This window comes from Comamonas koreensis, from assembly GCF_014076495.1.
Lineage (GTDB): Bacteria > Pseudomonadota > Gammaproteobacteria > Burkholderiales > Burkholderiaceae_C > Comamonas > Comamonas squillarum.
In genome coordinates, this window is sequence record NZ_CP043575.1 from 3,742,648 (window position 1) to 3,761,569 (window position 18,922).

The following is an 18,922-nucleotide window of genomic DNA, read 5'->3' on the forward strand; positions in this document are numbered from 1 at the left end:
TAGAAGAACCGTCGGCAGTCCTTCTCACCTGAAGATCAAAACCATCATTTCTGGGACGATGGAGCTCCCCGTATTGGCGTTGCAGAAATCCATTAAATGGATCAATATTTCGACTGCCGTTTTTATCGATATAATCACGACTGAGATACAGATCTGGGATCTTCGAACGAATCAAGCATGACTTCTTGAGAAAAGCCGGTGTGGGCGTATGCCACTATCAATGCAAACACGCTATGGCGATATCATTTTCCAGCCATCAAATCTCTTTTTTATCTATCCGCAGTTACTTTAAGCATTGCGTACCACATCCTTTGCTCATGTGCGCAACGGCTGCAAGTGGTGGCGCCCCAAGCCCAATGGGTTGTTTGACGTACATTCTGGCGAGAACTTTTCAAGGTTTTTTATCAACCCTCTGACCAAAAATTTAAACCTATTTTTAACCAACGTCAAACACTCAATAATTATTAACTATGAGTATTAGCCGATTAAAAACTTAAATACCGACATTGAATTCTCAATATGGATTTGTAAACAATTAATCAGGTGATCGACTCAAATGAATTCTGAGATAAATTTATGCTGTTGCACAAATTCTCATTGCCCTGATGCATACTGAGTCGCAGTGGGCATATACGCGCAAGATCAGCTACATCTAGTAATAATTAAGAGCGACTTTAGAATTGAAGATTTACTGATTCCAGCATTTACTAACACCACGAACTAGCCAAAAATCGCGATAGATACTCTCAAAACATAACTGCCATCTGGCTTCAGTTAGCTGAATTTGCAACTTCCCTGCTCGCACGCTTAGGTCATAGATAGAACGTCATCCCTTGTTAGCGTGGTATGCGTATCAAGCGGTGACGAGTTTTGATCTCTTGCCGGTGTACGGATGGCTGAAACGCGCGCCTTTTTGCCATTCGCCTGCCTCAGGAATGCAATCCCATCGGCCCACCTATTCGGGCTAGCTGGTGCATCCCGGACGCTCATAGGGCCGCCTATTGAACCGTTCAGGATGCGTTGGATGCCACTGCTTCATGGCCTGCATGGGCCTTTTGCTTGGACTGCCCTTGGCCAGGTAGCCGAAATCAGCCTATCTATGGACTGCCCCGTGGCTATAGGCAGTCCAGGCGGGTACTAGCCCCGGTCGCTGGATGACTATGCGCGGTATTTCTCGGAGCGCTTTCCAGATATGGCCAGCCAAGCCCATTTCTTTGTGCAGCAGGCCAAAGAACCTGTTCTAAGCGCCCAACGCATCTGCGGCAGGGTTCGATGCGCGCTTGGGGGCCTTTGTGGTGTGGATGCAAGGCAATCCCCAGGCATCGGCGCCCCGTTGATGGGGCCTGCGGTGGGCGGCGTTTGCGCCCTGCGCAACCGTGGCGCAAGGCAGATGGCCGCTGGGCAGCACCTTCTGCAGCATTTCGCCCAATTGTAAATTTTGTCAGTAAATGTTCCTTTTGTTCTACAATCCATCGCTTCGAATCTCCCTCGCGCTGCACAGCAGCGTCCGCTGACGGCAAGCCCAACCCAGGCCATGGATCTCCTCAACCGCCCCCTGCTCTCTGCCAGCTGGGCGTATCCACGGATCTAAAGCCCGAACCACCGCGACTCGCCTTTTGATGTGCGAGGGAAATGAATCGTCCCGAAAAAAGACAAAGGCGATTCATATCGAAGATTTTGTTTTCTAAATTATTCACAAGGTCTATGACAAAAACTTCTGCGGCTTTGGCCCTTGCCTGCCTGGCTGGAATGAGCGCCTGGAATGCCCAGGCCAGTGAGCTGACGCTTTATATCTCTGAACCCGTCCGCAATGCGGCTCTCAACGCAGCGGTGCCCGAAGGCGCTCTGCCTTGGTCCGACGCTTACAAGCAGTCGTACACCATCGAAACATTCAACGGCGAGACCCTGGGCACTAAAACATCCGGCAACTGGGCTATCGGAACGTACCAGGTGGGCGCCGGCGGCAATACCAATGTGGCCGCTGCCAATGTGTATGGCGGCGCAGGCACCGGCACGGTAATGGGCAGTGGTGGTTCCAACTTTCTCAATGCAGGGACAACCGGCACACCGGTAGGCGTCACGGTGACCTTGACCAACCCTGCGCGCTATGTCGGCTTCTGGTGGTCCGCAGGCTCCAACGGCAACAACGTGGAGTTGCTCGATGAGAACGACAACGTGCTGACGGCGATGACCACCGACGATCTGATGGCGTTTTTGAATTCGCCCTCCAACCTCACGATGAAGGCCTTGGACCAGAACATCACCTACAGCAGAGCGCAATACAACGGCAATCCCTTTATCGAGGGGAACAACGCTGAGCCCTATGTGTATCTGAACTATGTGCTCAAGGACACTACCGCTTTCGGCTCCACCACCATCAAGAAGATACGCTTTTGGGGCGCCGGCTTTGAGCTGGACAACATCGCAGTGCGCGAAGAGAAGCTGCCAGGACTGCCTGCAGAAACGGAGCTGCCCCAAACCTGGGTGCCCACCAAGATCACCAATACTTTTGAGGATCCGCCGGCTACGGTCAACGATTCGGGTACTACGCGGATCAACACGCCCTCGGGCTCATTGGATCTGACGGACAACGATCCCCATGTGCCGGAGGGCAGCTCGGTCACCGCGCAGACCACGTCGGCCAACGGCGGAACGATTGCGGCCGATCCGGCAAATCCTGGGAAGTTTATTTACACGCCTGCCATTGGTTTCGTGGGCGTCGATACCTTTAGCTACGACGTTTGCTTGCCAGCGCCCAACCAGACCAAGTGCGCAACGGCTGAGGTCACGATGACGGTCACGGCACCCGATCTGGCCATCGACCTGTCCGGACTGCCGGCCACCGCGACGGTCGGCGTGCCTTACCAAGGGCAATTGCGCTGCAGCAACCTGGGCGATGCCGATGCATTGTCTGCGACGGCTTGCACCACCGGCCCGCTGCCAGATGGGCTCAGCATCCAGGCTTGCACGGTAAGCCCCGACAGCGCAGCCTGGACCGCAGGGAACCTCATCGCGCAAGGCGCGGTCGTCACTTGTGAGGTAGGCGGCACACCCGCCAATGTGAAGAAAACGACGACAACGACGGGCACCACCGGCACGACGGGAGACCGCGACCTGAGCAACAACACGGCGACCCAGGACATCACCGTCGTGGGCGCTGCGGATGTCGTGGTCGATCTGAGCGGATTGCCGTCGACGGGAACGGTCGGCACTCCCTACCAAGGCAGCTACAGCTGCAGCAACCGGGGCAGTGCAGACCAGGCGGGGGCCAACTGCGCCGTCTCCGGCCTGCCTGCCGGCATCACCCAAGGGCCTGGCGCTTGCACCATCGTCACGCCCGCTGCCCCGGCTGCCACCGGCTGGACATCGCCCTCCACCATCCCAGAAGGGGCTGTGGTCACCTGTGTGGTCGAGGGCAAGCCAACGGAAGTGGGATCGTCTGCCGTCAGCGCTTCGGGCGTTGACAGCAAGCTGAGCCACGAGATCACGATTCGCGCGGTCCCCGTGCCCACTGCGGTTCCGTCGCTGTCCACCTGGGCACTGCTGGTACTTGCCACAGGCCTGGCCATGCTCGGCATGGGGCGTGCACGCAAGCACAGTGCCTGATCGCTGATCGGCCTTCAAACCGGTGCCAGTCAGTGACATGCTGACTGGCATTTTTTTGGTCGTGTCGGTAGTGCTTGTCCAGACTTTCGTATGCGGAGTCACGCGGCGAAGAGGGGCTCGGTGGAGTGCGGTGATCCGCATAGGTTTATCTCGCGATTCATCCGCAGATTGAGCACTTGAACGTCAAGACGTGCGGCACACCGGTTGCTACTCCGGTTTATCTTCTGACGGCTGGCTTGGCACCGGTGCCCCCTGCGCCTGGAATGCCATGCGGTACTGCTTGGGCGACCTTTTCCAGAACTTCTTGAACTCGGTGGAAAAGTTGCCGGAGTTGGCATAGCCGACTTCGGTCGCAATGTCGGCGACCCCCAGTGAGCCGGTCTCCAGCATCATTGCGGCCCTGGACATTCGCTCTTTGCGAATATATTCAAAGACCGTCATGCCCACGGTGGCCTCAAATACCATATTTAGGCGGTGGGTGGACAAACCCAGGCTGGCAGCCACATTACCGCCTTTTAGCGTCGAGTCACTGAGGTGATGGATTATGAATTCGGTCGCTACCTGCTTGATGCTCATATTGGCCGACAGGATTCCCGAAGGTATATGCCATGCCCTCACCGCATCCGCTGTATGCTGCTCCAATCCGGTTCTTTTACGCGCCAGCGCAATGTGAATGCGAACCCTCTCCAGCACCTCATCCACATAATAGGGCTTCAATATATAGTCGACAGCTCCAGCACGAAGCCCAAGCAGCCGGTCTTCTTTATCAGACAGCGCAGAGATAAATAGGATGGGTATATAGCGGGTGGATGCATTCTCTTGGAGCAATCTGGCCACCTTGATATTACTGCGGTCAGGCAAGCGCACATCCATCAATACCAGATCAGGAGGCTTTAAAAGAATGCGGGTGTAGACCTGGCTCTCATTCTCAATGACGCTGACGGTGTAAGAGCGGCTGCGCAGTGCGGTGACCAGAAGACGAAGTTGCTGTAGATCGCGATCGACGATCATTACATGTGGGACTTTAATCTCACTATTAATCATATATTGCGCACAAATCCCTTTCCATATCGGACGCCAGGTTTCCGTGGATTTTTCTGCGCTTGCAAATGCACGGGGATCTTGAAAGCGGCCTGGCGTGGCCAGCCCAGCCAGCAGCGCGCACCTGCGCCAATGGCAGCAAGGGTGGGCGGCAAGCAAGGTGGCGTGGATGCAGAAATTTACGGCAAATATAGTACGAGAGACACTCCAAACATTCTCTTTTAAAAATTACAATCAGCGACTTGTAATAATGAAATATATAAATGAAAAATGATATTCATTTCTGCATTAAGCAAAGAAGTTTGGATTAAAACAAATATCAAAATTTGATTTACCTGTTACGCAACAATGATTTGAAACCACCAGGTTTACATGTTGTTTACAGTTGGGCCTTTACGGGTAGGAGGGCGCTCAAGATAAGGCGCGGGCAGCACCCTCGCCGAAACGGGATCTCCCTTAAACTCATCCGCTGTTGGGGGCAGGTTTGCGCCCCGGAAAGGCCATGCATGAAGCACGACGGGCATGCCGTCGTCGGATCTCCGATCACCGACGTCATCTTTGAAGAAAAGCGCGTTTTGCTGCTGCTCGATGACGGCCGCCAGCTGGCCGCTCCGCTGTCCTGGGTGGGGCCCAAGGTGCTTGCGATGAACGCGCAAGAGCGATCGCAATGGGTGGCTACCGCGGACGGGCGCGGCGTCAACTGGCCCAGCGCCGGTCAGACCTCGGCTGACGGCGCACTCAATGTCTGGACACTGGAGCAAGATGCGCTGTTTGAAGCGGCACTGGCAGAGCTCAAGGCGGCGGACTGGAAGATCGAACAACTAGGCAGCCGCAGCCGGGCGCTGGTCGCACTGTGGCGCCTGGTGGCCGATGGCTACAACGGCGGCCTGCTGCAGTTCTTGGGCAACTGGGGGATCGCTGAAATGGACGCGGCCCTGGCCGCTCTTGCTGACATAAAAGCCAGCGCCACACGCGACGTCGTCTGCGCGTTCTGGCGCCTCGTCGGCCCGATTGCCCGGTCCGATGCGGTCAACACCATCGATGATGTCTACAAGGCCATTGACGGCGAACGCTCCGAGCGCATCGAGGAGCTGGACGAAGCGTTCTGGGAGGCCGCAGAGGAGCTGGTCAAGCGCGTGCCGGAATACTTTGGGCCGGCGCCCTCTGCTCGCGCCGGCGCCGATCAAGAGGCAGGCGAGTAGTCAGTCCTTACTGACGACTCCACAAATGTACTCTACTTGTCGCTGTTTGCGCTCAGGTTGTCCAGCAGATCATCGAGCGACTTGAATTCGATGGTCTCCACACCATCGTTCTCGTCAATGGAGATGTCTTCCAGCAGCAGCTCCTCGCACAGCTGGGCCCGCACCCAGCACTGCGGAAACTGCTTGGGTGCGACAAATGACAGCAGCACGGCATCGGCAAAAACGGCCACCGAATGCAGGCGCAGGTCATTGCGCAGATCGGTGGGCTCTTGCACCTCATCGTCTTCAACGGCTTCTTCTACCTCCAGCGCAATGTCGTGGACCAGCGCCGTCCACTGATCGGCTGGCATCGCCAAAAAGCGCTGGGTATTGGCGATAAGGGCATCGACATCCATGTCCGGGTTGTCGGCCAGCTCCGGGTCGACATTGACATGGATATCGGCCCCTGCGGCATGGAACCGCACGCTGCCCACCACAAAGCCGTCGTCGGCTTGCACGTCGTTCAAAAGCTGGCTCGCGGCTATCGCGTCACGAAGATGGGCAATCTGTGTCATGGGGGCCGTCCTTGCGTTGAAGTGAATGGCCATCATAAGCGGCGGCCGGCCACGCATCTACCCTGCCCGCGAATGACTGTCATTCGCTCAACTGGCACAAATTCGATATTTCTTGTCCTGCTTGCGCGATTGCGCCAGCGCATCTTCCCGTAGGCTTGCCGCTTGCCTGATTTTTTTGCCTGCCCAGGTTTGCCCGCCCGACGCCATGACCGCTGATACCGCCACCCTCAACCCCTCGCCTGCACTGGCTGCAGCACCTGCAGATACTCAGCAGCACGGCTTTTTATTGCCGATTGTGGGCGGCGCCGCGCTCGCCCACCTGCTCAACGACATGATCCAGGCGATGCTGCCGTCGATCTTTCCGATGCTCAAGGCGAGCTTTTCGCTCAGCTTTGGGCAGATTGGCGTGATTGCGCTGGTCTACCAGGTCACCGCATCGCTGTTGCAGCCATGGATTGGCATGTACACCGACAAGCACCCCAAGCCCTACCTGCTGCCCTCCGGCATGGGCATGACCTTGATCGGCATTGGCCTGTTGGCCACCGCGCAGAGCTACGAGATGCTGCTGGTGGCCGCCGCCGTGGTGGGCGTGGGCTCGGCCACCTTCCATCCCGAGGCCTCGCGCATTGCGCGCCTGGCATCGGGCGGCCGCTTTGGCACGGCGCAGTCCAGCTTCCAGGTGGGCGGCAATACTGGCTCTGCCATTGGGCCGCTGCTGACGGCGGCCATCGTCATCCCCCATGGCCAGCCAGCGGTGGCCTGGTTCATGGTGGTCGCCCTGGTCGCCATCTTTGTGCTGTACCGCCTGACCATCTGGGTGCGCCACAACGGCAGCGCCAAGGCCCAGAGCCTGGCCAAGAACCATGCGGGTGAAGGCCTCAACCGCGTGGGCGTCATCCGCGCCGTCATGGTGATCTGCATTTTGATGTTCGCCAAGTTTGTCTATATCGCATCGTTCACGAACTACTTCACCTTCTACCTGATCGAGCGCTTTAACCTGAGCGTGCAAAGCAGCCAGCTGTTTCTCTTCATGTTCCTGGCCGCTGTGGCAGCGGGCACCTTTGCCGGCGGCCCGGTCGGTGACCGCATCGGCCGCAAGGCCGTTATCTGGATCTCGTTTTTGGGCGTGGCGCCGTTTGCGCTGGCTCTGCCCTATGTGGGCCTGGTGTGGACCGCCGTGCTCGCCATCGCCATCGGCCTGGTGATGTCGTCCGCCTTTGCCGCACTGGTGGTGTATGCGCAAGAGGCCGTGCCCGGCCGCGTGGGCCTGGTCTCGGGTTTGATGTTTGGATTGATGTTCGGCATCGGCGGCGTCGGTGCCGCGGGCCTGGGAGAGCTGGCCGATGTGCATGGCATCGTCTGGGTGTATGGCCTGACCTCGTTCCTGCCGCTGCTGGGGCTGGCGACCGCGTTCTTGCCGGATACGCGGAAGAAGCGCCCCTAAGAATGGGATGTGCACCCGGCATCGGGCGCAGAGGGCTGGTTGCCCCATCCCCCATCGCTGGCATCACTCCAAGGGGACGGCGCCCAGACCCATCAGGTTGCCGTGGCGGTCGCGGACCTGCAGCACGGTTCCACTTCGGTTGCCAGGCTCTTGAAAGAGATAACCGGTAGAAGTCACACCATCACGGATCCAGGTACAGGTGGCCCTGCGCGGAACGGCGGGATCAGCGCGGGTGCATCGAATGGCGCCATCGTCACTCACCGCTTCTAGACCCTCCACACGCGACAAAGTCACGGCGACCGTGTCTTGCGGGGCAATCAAGGTGGAGAATTTGAGCCACCATTGCCCCAGCAAGCCTTGCGCGTCTGCGGCACCCGGCTCCAATGCCATCCGCACCATCTGCTTTTGAGGCTCGTTCGGCAGCGCTACCGTTCCGCGTACGCGACTGAGTGCCCTCGAGCTTGTACCGCCGTACAAGAACGCCAGCGACAAGTCTCCGGCAGCCTCCGCCAGTTCCGCACTTTGGAGTGGTCCCCCCAGTGCACGGCCTCCTTGGTAGCGATTCAGCGCTAACTGGGTCTGGGCTTTCTGGAAACTTCCGCTTCCCATGTGAAAGGTCGGCCGCCCGCTTGGCAGATAGTTAAATACCTGCGCCAAGGCCATGCCATTTTGAACATCGATGGCCATTCCACGCCCTGGCTTGAAGGTCCATTCATCCTCCACCAACCAAGTGCCACTGCTGGGGGTGATTGAAAGGTTGCAGTTGATTTGATCGCCAATGTACAGATCCAGCCAGAAGGCGCACCCAGTGATGGTGGAGCCGGAGCCCCCTCCTATAGCTGTACCCATGACTGGATAAGTAAGCACTGCTCCTTGTTCCAGTACGACAAGCTCAGCAACAAGATCCACATTCACAATACGCAGCGCAATGGACTGCACATAGGGCTCATTGCCATCGGCGGGCTGAGGTTCACTGTTGGTGCAACGGAAAATGTCTTGGTCTGCGGCCTTTGTGCAGATGAACGTATTCCATGGAACGCCATGAAAACCACGCATCCATACCCGCCACTGCAAATCTTGGGCCGGCTTGCCGATGTTGATATGGACTTGCCGGTGTGCAAGCGCATTGGAGTCCAGCGTCGTCCCAAGAAAACTCCGCGTTTCACCTGCGCTCCAATAGCGGGCCACATAGTCATCACTTCTCATCTCAAAGCGTTGAATCGCGCGCCCGGGCTCGCCAGGAAACTGCACCGTCCCCTGTAGCCCGTTGGCAAAACTCACCGTCACTTTCCCCGGCGATTCCAACGCGACCGCATCCCTTGCATCACTGCCAAAGCTGCGCCCCCCTTGGTACTGCATCAGCGGTGCAGTAACGGTGTCGCCATCCATCTGCCCGGTAGCCGTGTAGAAAGTGGCGTCGCCATTCGTCTCATAGCCAAATACCTGCATAAAGAAGGTATTGCCTTGCACATCAATCGCCAGGCCCCGGCCCGGTTTTCCATCCAATTCTTCGGTAATGGCCCAGGTGCCGGCCTGGGGGGTAAAACTGCGAGCAGCCCAACCCATGCTGCTTGCGAGCGCCAGCACGCTAGCAACAACGGTAGAACGGATACCCATGGCTTTATTCAAATTTATCTCCTGATATTCATATCAGTATATGGACCTTTCCTCGCCCCGTGCTTACAGCGGAACCTGAGTCTCCAGACGCAGGGCTCGCACCAAATTCAGCGGCGGGTGATCCCATAAATACAACAAAAAGTTGCAAACATGACATCTGATGAATACGATTGAGAATGATTCTTGTTCATTAAAGTCATAGCAACGTCATTCTCATGTCACATACAACCCAACTCAGACACCAACCCAACCTGATCGTCCTGGCCTTGATGGCCGCTGCCGCCAGCGCTGGGGCATCGGCCCAGCAGGCCCAGCCAGCGCAATCAGCAGCACCCGCGCAGGAGGCGGGCGCCAGCACAGAGGCCAGCGCACCCGTCAACCTGCCCCAGGTCACCGTGCGCGACCGCTATGAGCGTGAAGACCTCCCTGCGCTCGCGCCCGGGCGCAAGGCAGCCAAGGGGGCACGGCTGGGCATTCTGGGGGCGACCTCGATCATGGAGGCGCCCGTGCACGTCAATGCCTACACACGCGAGCTGGCCGAGGACTGGTCGGCGCTGTCGCTGCAGGATGTGCTGGAAAACGATGCGGCGGTGGTCTTTACCACCAACAAGGGCCATTTGCTGCAGAACTTCAACCTGCGCGGGCTCGATGTGACGGCGATGGACATAGCGACCAATGGCCTCTACGGCATTGCGCCGGCCAACTCGGTGCCGATCGAGATGTTCGAGCGGGTCGAGGTGATGCGCGGCCCCAATGTGCTGCTCTCGGGCATGCCGCCGCTCGCCAGCGTGGCCGGCTCGGTCAATATGGTGACCAAGCGCGCGCTGGCCCAGCCGATTGCCGACCTGACCGCCACCTATGTGTCGGACTCGTACTACCAGCTGCATGCCGACGTGGGCAAGCGCTTTGGGCCCGAGCAGCGCCTGGGCCTGCGCTTCAATGGCGTCTATGGATCGGGCGATATGGGCGCCGAGGACGAAAAGCAAAAGCGCAATGTGGGCGCGCTGGGCCTCGATTACCTGGGCGACAACTTCCGCCTCTACCTGGATCTGTACAACAGCGTCAACAAGATCGATGGCGGCAGCCCCGGCATGTTCAGCTTTTTGGGCAGCGCAGCCATCCCCGGTGTGGGCACCCTGCTCTCACCGCCAGATGGGGATGTGAACCTGTTCAAGGGTACGCATGGCAAGTACGACAACAGCGGCTTGCTGGCCCGGGCCGAGTTTGACTTCAGCAAAAACTGGCAGGGCTATGTGGCAGCGGGCGGGTCGGAGGCCGAAGGCCAGGGCCTGCTGTTTGGCACGCGCGCCATTGTGACCGGCGCAGACGGCACCACGCGCGGCGCGATCTACAACGTGCACACCAAGTCCGAGCGCCGCACGGCCGAGGCGGGCGTCATCGGCAAGTTCGACACCGGCAGCGTGCAGCACCGCCTGCAGCTGTCGTTCAACATCCTCAAGCACAAGGAAGGCACGGTCAACACGGCCTGCAACTACTGCTACACGACCAATATGTACCGGCCGACGGAGCCCGCCTTCCCCGCAGCACCCACCTTCAAGGACTACACGACGGAGAACGAATTCCGCTCGGTGGCGATTGCCAACACCATGGGCTTTTGGGATGAAAAGCTGTTGCTGACCCTGGGCCTGCGCCACCAGACGGTGAAGACCCCGCTGGTCAATGGCGTGGCCTCCAACTACAGCGAAAGCCGCACCTCGCCAATGGTTGCCGGCGTGCTACGCCCCTGGGGTGAGAACATCGCGCTGTTTGCCAACTACACCGAAGGCCTGGAGCCCGGCCGCACCGTGGGCACCGGCTTTGCCAACCAGGGCGACACGCTCGCGCCGATGCAGACCAAGCAAGGCGAAGTGGGTGTGAAACTGCAGGCCGGTCAGACCACGCACACCATCAGCGCCTTCCAGATCAAGAAGCCCTCCATCGTCACCAACAGCGCGAACTTCCAGGTGCTCGATGGCGAGCAGCGCCTGCGCGGGCTGGAGTGGAGCGCGTTTGGCAAGCTGAGCGAGAGCGCGGCGCTGCTGGGCGGTGTGGAGTACATCCAATCCAAGCAGACCAACACCGGCCTGGAGAACTATGGCGTGCCCAAGCTGCGCACCCGCATTGGCCTCGATTGGGACACCCCCGTGCAAGGCCTGTCGGTGGGCGGGCGCCTGTTCCATACCGGCTCGCAATGGGCGGACTCGGGCAACCGCCTGAAGGTGCCTTCGTGGAACCGCATCGACGCGATGGCCCGCTATGCCACCAAGTTCGGCGCTACGCCCGTGCGCTTTAACGCCAGCGTGGAGAACCTGACCAACAAGAACTACTGGATCGGCATGTTCAACGATGGCTTTGTGATGCCGGGCGCGCCGCGCACCTACCGCTTGTCGGCCACCGTGTCGTTCTGATCACCACAAAGGCTCTGGCCATTGCCAGAGCCCACAAACACCACAGCCCGCTGGCCATTGCATGCCAGCGGGCTGTGTTTTATCAGCGGTGTGGAGCGCTTTACTTCGTCAGGATCAGCTTGCCCAGCTTGGTGGCCTGCAAGGTGTAGACGGAGCCGTTATGGGCGATCTGCACGGTCTTGTGGCCGGCCAGCAGGCTGGCGCTGTCCACGCTGCGCACCTGCAGGTTGGCATCGTTCAGCGGCCGGGGCTGCAGCGCAATGGTGAGTGGCTCGCCAGCATGGGACTCGGCCTCGCAGGCAGCGGGCGTATCGGCTGCGTCCTGCGGCTGTGGCACAGCTGGGCGGCGGAGTTGCAAGGTACGGCGGGCGCTGGTCGCGGCATGCAAAGTGGTCATGGTGGCGCTCATGGCGGGTTGGTGGATGGTCAGGCAGATGCAGACAGCTGCACCCGAAGGAGGGAAGAAAAGCAGCAGAAGCACGCGGCACCGCTGCCCGTTGGCCCCCACAACGCCAGGGCGTTGGCAGCGCCGCAAACGGCGCGCATGGCGGGATGACGTTCATCACAAGAGGGGCAAATCACAGGAACCGAGTTTATCATTAAATGAGATTGATTATCATTTAAAGACCATGTTATTGAAGGAGTCTGATGCCCGTCCCGTCTACCTCGGCGAGCCCCGCCCGCCCATCCGATGCGGCCCCGTCCACGGCGCCCGTGCGCAGCTTCAGCATGCGGCCGCTGATGTTCGAGAACTTTGTCTGCACCTTGTCGATGATGTCCTTTGTGGCGCTGATCGGCCCCATCGCCAGGCTGCTGGGGCTGGCGCCCTGGCAGGCCGGCATGGCGGTGACCGTGGGGGGCCTGGCCTGGGTACTGCTGGCACGGCGCTGGGGGGCGGCCAGTGACCGCTGGGGCCGGCGCCCCATCCTGCTGCGGGGCCTGGGCGGCTTTGTGGTCTGCTATGCATTGCTGTGCAGCTTTATCGTGTTTGCCTTGCGCAGCCGGCCGCCCGTGTGGCTGGCCTTTGCCGGGCTGGTGCTGCTGCGCGGCATGGCCGGGGGCTTTTATGCCGCCGTGCCCGCCACCGGTGCAGCGCTAGTGGCCGACCATGTGCCCGGCCCGCAGCGTGCGGCGGCCATGGCCACCTTGGGCGCCGCCAGCGGCATCGGCATGGTGGCGGGCCCCGGCGTCACCGGCCTGTTGGTCGCGCACAGCCTGGAGCTGCCGCTGCTGATCACCGCCGTGCTGCCCGCCCTGGCCTTGTTGGTACTGTGGCGCTGGCTGCCGCGCAGCGAGCAGCACGCCAACCCGCCCACCGGCCCCCTCAAGATCAGCGACCCGCGCCTGCGCCGCCCGATGGCCGTGGCCTTTTGCGCGATGTTCAGCGTGACCATTGCCCAGGTAGTTGTGGGTTTTTTTGCGCTGGACCGGCTGCAGCTGGACGCCAGCGCCGCTGCCCGCGCCGCCGGCATAGCGCTGGCCGTTGTCGGTGTGGGCCTGATCCTCGCCCAGCTGGCCGTGCGCAAACTGGGCTGGACCCCGCAGCGCCTGATCCGCGCCGGCTGCGCCCTGTCTGCGCTGGGCTTTGCGTCGCTGCTGCTGGCCAGCACGCCCTGGGCGCTGTGGGCCGGCTACCTTTTAGGCGCCGCCGGCATGGGCTGGGTCTTCCCCTCCGTCATGGCACTGGCCGCCAATGCCGTGGGCGCGCATGAGCAAGGCGCCACTGCCGGTACCGTTGCCGCAGCCCATGGCCTGGGCATGATCCTGGGGCCCCTGGTGGGCACCCTGGTCTATGACCTGCACCCGGGCGCGCCTTATCTGCTGGTGGCGGTGCTGCTGGTGCTGGTCGCGCTGTGGCCTGCGCGTGCGCCGGTATCAGCGCTGGAGGTAAGGCGGGTGGGTTGAGATCCAGCTGTCTGACATTGAGAGGTTCATTTGCGCTGCCTGGCTGCGGCCAGCTTGGCCTCCAGGCGGGCAATCACGACCTGTGCAGGGATGCCAGCAGCAGCACTGTTGTGCCGCGTGGCGGCCAATCCCCGCTGCAGCAATCCCGCCTGTGCTTGCCGCTGCTGGATCTCGCGGCGGACAGCGGTCTCGACAAAAGACGCCAGGCTTTCGTTCTGCGCCAAGGCACGCGCCACCTCGTCCATGAAAGCGGGCTCGACGCAGATGGATGGGATGGTGGCAGTCTTCATAGGTAGATCCTGGAGTGCAAGTGAATGGATCCTCGGCCATTAAACCTCTGAGTGCGTATGGTTGGCAGGGGGCGACTACCGCCCGCCAAAGCTGGCTCAAATACCATCCCAATCCCACTGCACCGCCCCGCAGCACCAGCATGGACTACGATAGCGGCACTTTCAGCCGCCATCATCCCTGCCCGTGCAACCCACTGACCGACCGTCCAAGATCCAAGATGTAGCCCGCGCTGCGGGCGTGTCTGCGATGACGGTGTCGCGGGCCATCAACCACCCCGAACGGCTCAATCCCGAAACCTTGCAGCGCGTGCGCGATGCCATCGCCAGCATGCGCTATGTGCCCAATGCGCTGGCCAGTGGCCTGCGGCTGTCGCGGGCGCGGCTGGTGGCGGCCTTGCTGCCGACCTTGGTGGGGCCCGTGTTCCAAGAGCTGATCCAGTCGCTCGACCATGCGCTCAACCAGCACGGCTACCAGCTGATGATTGGCCGCACCGGCTATGACGCCGCGCAAGAGGCGGACTTGATCCGCGCCATCATCCAGCGCCGGCCCGATGGCATTGTGATGATCGGTATGGCCGCCTCCGAAGAAGGGCGGGCGCTGCTGCAGGCCTCGCGCATTCCGGTGGTCGAGACCTGGGACCTGAGCGACACGGCGATCGACATGCTGGTGGGCTTTTCGCACAGTGCCATTGGCCAGGCGGTAGCGGCGCATTTCATCGCCAAGGGCCACCGGCAACTGGGCATGGTCAGCGGCGATGATGCGCGTGCCCGGGTGCGCGTGGCGGCCTATGCACAAGCGGCGCAAGCGGCAGGCCTGCCCGAAGTGAAGGTGGCCTATACGCCCGCGCCCAGCACCTTGGGTGGCGGCCGGCGTGGCCTGGTGGAGATACTGGCCCAGCGGCCCGAGGTGACCGCCGTTTTCTGCAGCTCTGATACCTTGGCATTAGGTGCCTTGGTCGAGGCGCAGCACCAGGGCCTGCGCGTGCCCGAGGACCTGGCTGTTGTCGGTCTGGGCGACCAGGAGTTTGCCAAAGACACCGCCCCGCCCCTCACCACCGTGCGGCTGGATGGCACCCGCATTGGCCAGTTGGCCGCCGACATGATTGTGGCCCGCACCCTGGACCAGCCCGTCGATGCGCAGCGTGTCGATATCGGCTTTTCCATTACCCAGCGCAGCAGCGGCTAAACAGCGCTGTCTCGGTAGAAATTCACACCCCCGCCATCCTGGCAATGTCGGGTAATTACTGATTTCTCAGCCAAAGTTAACGTTAACAATACGACAAATTGCAATGTTAACGTTAACTATTCGAAGCGAAGCATCGCTCAGCCAGATTTCAGCAACGTCTTAAATGCAGGAGACAAGCATGACCACCACCCCAAAACCAGGATGGAAAAAGATAGCGGCCCTCGTCTGCGCCAGCGCTGCGGCCTTGGCCGCCAGCCCCAGTGCCTGGGCTTGGCCGGACAAGCCAGTCACGATCATCGTGCCCTTCCCTGCGGGCGGCGCGACCGACACGGTGGCGCGCGCAATTGGCAACAACCTGGGCCAGCAGTGGGGCCAGTCGATGGTGGTGGAAAACAAGGCCGGCGCCACCGGCAGCATTGGCGCCGCCCAGGTGGCGCGCGCCCCGGCCGATGGCTATACCTTGCTGGTCTCGTCGCTGGCACCGCTCGTGGTGGCGCCCCATCTGATCAAGGGCCTGCCCTATGACCCGACGCGGGACTTCAGCTACATCACGGTGGCGGTACAAACAGCCAATGTGCTGGTGGTCAATCCCCAGCTCGCCCCCAAGGTCAACAACGTGCAGGATGTCATCGTGATGCTCAAGGCCAAGCCCGACACGGTCAGCTTTGCGACCTCGGGCGCGGGATCGTCGGACCACCTGACTGCCGAGCTGTTCTGGCAGAAGACGGGCACCAAGGGCCTGCACGTGCCCTACAAGGGCGGCGCGCCGGCCACCGCTGATTTGCTGGGCAGCCAGGTGGACATGTCCTTCCAGAACGTCAACAGCGTCTTCCCCCATATCAAGTCGGGCAAGCTCAAGGCCATTGCGGTCACGGGCAACAAGCGCTCTGCCGTGCTGCCCGATGTGCCGACGATGGCAGAAGCCGGCATCGATGGCATGGACGTCTATGCCTGGCAAGCCTTTGCCGCACCGAAGAACCTGCCCGCCGATGTCCGAACCAAGCTGCACGACGGCATTGTCAAAGCGCTGCACGACCCAGCTGTGAGCAAGCAGTTCACCGACATGGGGCTGGAGATTGTCGGCAACAGCCCCGAGGCCTTTACCGAGTTCCAGCGCAAGGAGTTTGCGCGTTGGAAGCAGGTCATCACCACCGGCAACATCACCGCACAATAAGAGCCACTAACACAACCCTTGATACGTCGTTGCCTGGCCGGCCGCGCCAAGCCTTGCCGTACTACCGTACTGTCTGCGACTTGGCGCCTCGTCTCAACCGCAAACCTGCGGTTTGCTGGGCCGTGTTAGCGGCTCAAAGCAACAGCCCCCCGAGCCCAACACGCCCGCTGCACAACCTCCAACATTGACCCTTAGCCCACCATGCAAGCCACCACATCCGCGTCGCCCTCTTCCACCCCCCGCATCACCGGCTACCGCGTGGTGCCCGTGGCCGGGCATGACAGCATGCTGCTCAACCTGAGCGGCGCCCATGCGCCGTTCTTCACCCGCAACCTGCTGATCCTGACCGACAGCGCAGGCCGCACAGGGGTGGGCGAGGTGCCGGGTGGCGAGAGCATTCGCAATACCCTGGAAGACGCGCGCGAGCTGATCCTCGGCCAGCCGGTGGGCAACTACAACGCCATGCTCAACGCGATGCGCAGCAACTTTGCGGGCCGCGACAGCGCAGGCCGTGGGCTGCAGACCTTTGACCTGCGCACCACCATCCATGCGGTGACGGCAGCAGAATCGGCACTGCTCGATCTGCTGGGCCAGCACCTGGGCGTGCCAGTCGCTGCGCTGCTGGGCGAAGGCGTGCAGCGCACCTCGGTGCAGATGCTGGGCTATCTCTTCTATGTGGGCGACCGCGAACTGACCGACCTGCCCTACCAAAGCTTTCCCGACGAGGCCGATGACTGGAAGCGCCTGCGCCATGAAAAAGCCATGGACCCGCAGGCCATCGTGCGCCTGGCCGAGGCCGCCCATGCGCGCTATGGCTTTGAGGATTTCAAGCTCAAGGGTGGCGTGCTGCGCGGTGAGGACGAGGTCGAAGCCATCCGCGCACTGCATGAGCGCTTTCCGAAAGCCCGCATCACCCTGGACCCCAATGGCGGCTGGTTACTCAAGGATGCGGTGCGCATCACCCGCGATCTGCACGGCATCCTTGCCTATGCCGAAGACCCTTGCGGCGCCGAAGAAGGCTTCTCCGGCCGCGAAGTGATGGCCGAGTTCCGCCGCGCGACCGGACTGCCCACGGCGACCAATATGGTCGCCACCGACTGGCGCCAGATGGCCCATTCGCTGTCGCTGCAATCGGTCGATATTCCGCTGGCCGATCCGCACTTCTGGACGCTGTCAGGCTCGGTGCGCGTGGCCCAGCTCTGCCAGGCCTTTGGCCTGACCTGGGGCTCGCACTCGAACAACCATTTCGATGTGTCGCTGGCCATGTTCACCCATGTGGGCGCTGCCGCGCCCGGCAAGGTCACCGCCATCGACACGCACTGGATCTGGCAAGACGGCCAGGGCCTCACCAAGCAGCCGCTGCAGATCAAGGGCGGCTATATCGAGCTGCCGCAACAAGGCGGCCTGGGCATCGAGCTGGACATGGACGCCGTCGAGCGCGCGCACCAGCTCTACCTGCAGCACGGCCTGGGCGCCCGCGATGATGCGATTGCCATGCAGTACCTGGTTCCGGGCTGGCGCTTTGACAACAAGCGCCCTTGCATGGTGCGCTAAGCCGCTGCAGCAGTCCCCCGTTCGACGTGCCGCGCGAGGGACGCCGCAGCCACATCCGCGCAGGACTCAGGGGTGCCAGTGGCTGGCCCGCACCAGGGTCGCAGACGGCCCCGTATTGCCCGCCAACGCATAGGACAGCTGGTTGGCAGCTGCGATGACCGTCGTGGACATCTCTTCGAGCTTTTGCTGTGGCAGGCGCGAGGCGGGGCCGGAGACGCAGACGGAGCCCAGAAGCCGCCAGTGCTTGCCAAACACCGGCGCGGAGATGGTGGCCACGCCCTGCTCGCGCTCGCCAATCGACCAGTGAAAACCGCGCTGGCGGATGGCTTCGTACAAGTCGCCCGGCTCGCCCGAAAACGCCAGAATCACCCGCCCTGGCGAGCCCTTGTCCAGCGGCAGCCCCTCGCCCATGCGCGCATGGTGGCGCAAGGCCTGCGGGCCTTCCACCCGCACCAGGCAGGTGCGCACATGGCCTTCGCGCACATAAAAGGCGGCGCTCTCGCCGCTGGCCACCGTCAGCGCGCGCAGCGCCGGCTCCAGCACGTTTTGCACATCAAAGCCGGCTTGGTAACGCGCGCCCAGCCAGCCCGCTGCCGGGCCCAGGCGCCAATCGCCATCTTCCCGCTGCACCAGGTAGCCCGACTGCGCCAGGGTGCGCGCAATGCGCAGCGCCGTGGTCTTGTGCAGGCCGCAGCGCCGGCTCAGCTCGGCCAGCGGCAGATGCGATTCGCCCAACGCAAAGGCATCGATCAATTGCATGGCACGCAACACCGCAGTGACGGTGCTGGTCGACGATGCGCCCTCCTCTTGCCCCGCATTTGCAACGGCCTCGGCACCGACTAGGTCGTCCTCCACCAGCTGCGTGACAACGGGGCCGGGTTTCGCCTTGGATCGGGCTGCGGGTTTGCGCTGATACGGGTTGCCCATGGTGCAATGTGTTT

The 18,922-nt window shown here is 61.3% G+C and carries 14 protein-coding genes; 8 read left to right on the forward strand and 6 right to left on the reverse strand.

The genetic code is table 11. The features are described 5' to 3' along the window. The first annotated feature begins 1,749 nt into the window (after positions 1–1,749). On the forward strand, positions 1,750–3,606 hold the full coding sequence (locus F0Q04_RS16970) for an Ig-like domain-containing protein (RefSeq protein WP_182342312.1): 1,857 nt from the start codon (positions 1,750–1,752) through the stop codon (positions 3,604–3,606). A 207-nt stretch (positions 3,607–3,813) separates the two neighbouring features. Here F0Q04_RS16970 and F0Q04_RS16975 read toward each other — a convergent pair whose 3' ends face one another. Beyond that, positions 3,814–4,806, reverse strand: coding sequence for a helix-turn-helix domain-containing protein (locus F0Q04_RS16975; protein ID WP_182342315.1), 993 nt, complete (start codon positions 4,804–4,806; stop codon positions 3,814–3,816). Between the two features lie 347 nt (positions 4,807–5,153). On the opposite strand from F0Q04_RS16975, the gene F0Q04_RS16980 reads away from it, so the two are divergent. Beyond that, positions 5,154–5,849, forward strand: coding sequence for a DMP19 family protein (locus tag F0Q04_RS16980; RefSeq protein ID WP_182342318.1), 696 nt, complete (start codon positions 5,154–5,156; stop codon positions 5,847–5,849). 32 nt (positions 5,850–5,881) lie between these two features. Here F0Q04_RS16980 and F0Q04_RS16985 read toward each other — a convergent pair whose 3' ends face one another. Next, entirely contained in the window at positions 5,882–6,403 is a 522-nt protein-coding gene (locus tag F0Q04_RS16985) for a cytochrome C5 (RefSeq protein ID WP_182342321.1), read from the reverse strand. A 205-nt stretch (positions 6,404–6,608) separates the two neighbouring features. On the opposite strand from F0Q04_RS16985, the gene F0Q04_RS16990 reads away from it, so the two are divergent. Beyond that, positions 6,609–7,847, forward strand: a complete 1,239-nt coding sequence (locus tag F0Q04_RS16990; protein WP_182342324.1) for an MFS transporter — start codon at positions 6,609–6,611, stop codon at positions 7,845–7,847. Positions 7,848–7,910: 63 nt separating this feature from the next. Here the strand turns inward: F0Q04_RS16990 and F0Q04_RS16995 are convergent, their stop codons facing one another. Further along, positions 7,911–9,476, reverse strand: coding sequence for a hypothetical protein (locus F0Q04_RS16995; protein ID WP_182342327.1), 1,566 nt, complete (start codon positions 9,474–9,476; stop codon positions 7,911–7,913). 203 nt (positions 9,477–9,679) lie between these two features. Here F0Q04_RS16995 and F0Q04_RS17000 point away from each other — a divergent pair, with 203 nt between their 5' ends. Beyond that, a complete protein-coding gene (locus F0Q04_RS17000) occupies positions 9,680–11,872 on the forward strand; it encodes a TonB-dependent receptor (RefSeq protein WP_182342330.1) in 2,193 nt (730 codons plus the stop codon). 100 nt (positions 11,873–11,972) lie between these two features. Here F0Q04_RS17000 and F0Q04_RS24075 read toward each other — a convergent pair whose 3' ends face one another. Then, on the reverse strand, positions 11,973–12,269 hold the full coding sequence (locus F0Q04_RS24075) for a hemin uptake protein HemP (RefSeq protein ID WP_232539382.1): 297 nt from the start codon (positions 12,267–12,269) through the stop codon (positions 11,973–11,975). 251 nt (positions 12,270–12,520) lie between these two features. Between F0Q04_RS24075 and F0Q04_RS17010 the strand changes: the two genes are divergently transcribed. Beyond that, entirely contained in the window at positions 12,521–13,777 is a 1,257-nt protein-coding gene (locus tag F0Q04_RS17010; RefSeq protein WP_182342333.1) for an MFS transporter, read from the forward strand. Positions 13,778–13,803: 26 nt separating this feature from the next. On the opposite strand, the gene F0Q04_RS17015 is transcribed toward F0Q04_RS17010, so the two are convergent. Continuing rightward, positions 13,804–14,067, reverse strand: coding sequence for a YlcI/YnfO family protein (locus F0Q04_RS17015; protein WP_182342337.1), 264 nt, complete (start codon positions 14,065–14,067; stop codon positions 13,804–13,806). Positions 14,068–14,251: 184 nt separating this feature from the next. On the opposite strand from F0Q04_RS17015, the gene F0Q04_RS17020 reads away from it, so the two are divergent. The 3 genes from F0Q04_RS17020 (at position 14,252) to gudD (ending at position 17,981) form a co-directional block, all read left to right on the forward strand. Next, entirely contained in the window at positions 14,252–15,253 is a 1,002-nt protein-coding gene (locus tag F0Q04_RS17020; protein WP_232539383.1) for a LacI family DNA-binding transcriptional regulator, read from the forward strand. 178 nt (positions 15,254–15,431) lie between these two features. Next, positions 15,432–16,427 (forward strand): Bug family tripartite tricarboxylate transporter substrate binding protein, encoded by a 996-nt coding sequence (locus tag F0Q04_RS17025; RefSeq protein ID WP_182342340.1) that lies wholly within the window; start codon positions 15,432–15,434, stop codon positions 16,425–16,427. A 201-nt stretch (positions 16,428–16,628) separates the two neighbouring features. Further along, positions 16,629–17,981, forward strand: coding sequence for a glucarate dehydratase (gene gudD, locus F0Q04_RS17030; RefSeq protein ID WP_182342342.1), 1,353 nt, complete (start codon positions 16,629–16,631; stop codon positions 17,979–17,981). A gap of 66 nt (positions 17,982–18,047) precedes the next feature. Here gudD and F0Q04_RS17035 read toward each other — a convergent pair whose 3' ends face one another. Next, on the reverse strand, positions 18,048–18,908 hold the full coding sequence (locus F0Q04_RS17035) for an IclR family transcriptional regulator (RefSeq protein ID WP_260719781.1): 861 nt from the start codon (positions 18,906–18,908) through the stop codon (positions 18,048–18,050). Positions 18,909–18,922: the final 14 nt, after the last annotated feature.

What these genes read in the sequence shown, in the direction of transcription:
- F0Q04_RS24075 (WP_232539382.1), bottom strand. Translation starts at nt 12,269, where the DNA reads ATGACCACTTTGCATGCCGCGACCAGCGCCCGCCGTACCTTGCAACTC.
- gudD (WP_182342342.1), top strand. Translation starts at nt 16,629, where the DNA reads ATGCAAGCCACCACATCCGCGTCGCCCTCTTCCACCCCCCGCATCACC.
- F0Q04_RS16980 (WP_182342318.1), top strand. Translation starts at nt 5,154, where the DNA reads ATGAAGCACGACGGGCATGCCGTCGTCGGATCTCCGATCACCGACGTC.
- F0Q04_RS16985 (WP_182342321.1), bottom strand. Translation starts at nt 6,403, where the DNA reads ATGACACAGATTGCCCATCTTCGTGACGCGATAGCCGCGAGCCAGCTT.
- F0Q04_RS17015 (WP_182342337.1), bottom strand. Translation starts at nt 14,067, where the DNA reads ATGAAGACTGCCACCATCCCATCCATCTGCGTCGAGCCCGCTTTCATG.
- F0Q04_RS16970 (WP_182342312.1), top strand. Translation starts at nt 1,750, where the DNA reads ATGAGCGCCTGGAATGCCCAGGCCAGTGAGCTGACGCTTTATATCTCT.
- F0Q04_RS17025 (WP_182342340.1), top strand. Translation starts at nt 15,432, where the DNA reads ATGACCACCACCCCAAAACCAGGATGGAAAAAGATAGCGGCCCTCGTC.
- F0Q04_RS17010 (WP_182342333.1), top strand. Translation starts at nt 12,521, where the DNA reads ATGCCCGTCCCGTCTACCTCGGCGAGCCCCGCCCGCCCATCCGATGCG.
- F0Q04_RS16990 (WP_182342324.1), top strand. Translation starts at nt 6,609, where the DNA reads ATGACCGCTGATACCGCCACCCTCAACCCCTCGCCTGCACTGGCTGCA.
- F0Q04_RS17035 (WP_260719781.1), bottom strand. Translation starts at nt 18,908, where the DNA reads ATGGGCAACCCGTATCAGCGCAAACCCGCAGCCCGATCCAAGGCGAAA.
- F0Q04_RS17000 (WP_182342330.1), top strand. Translation starts at nt 9,680, where the DNA reads ATGTCACATACAACCCAACTCAGACACCAACCCAACCTGATCGTCCTG.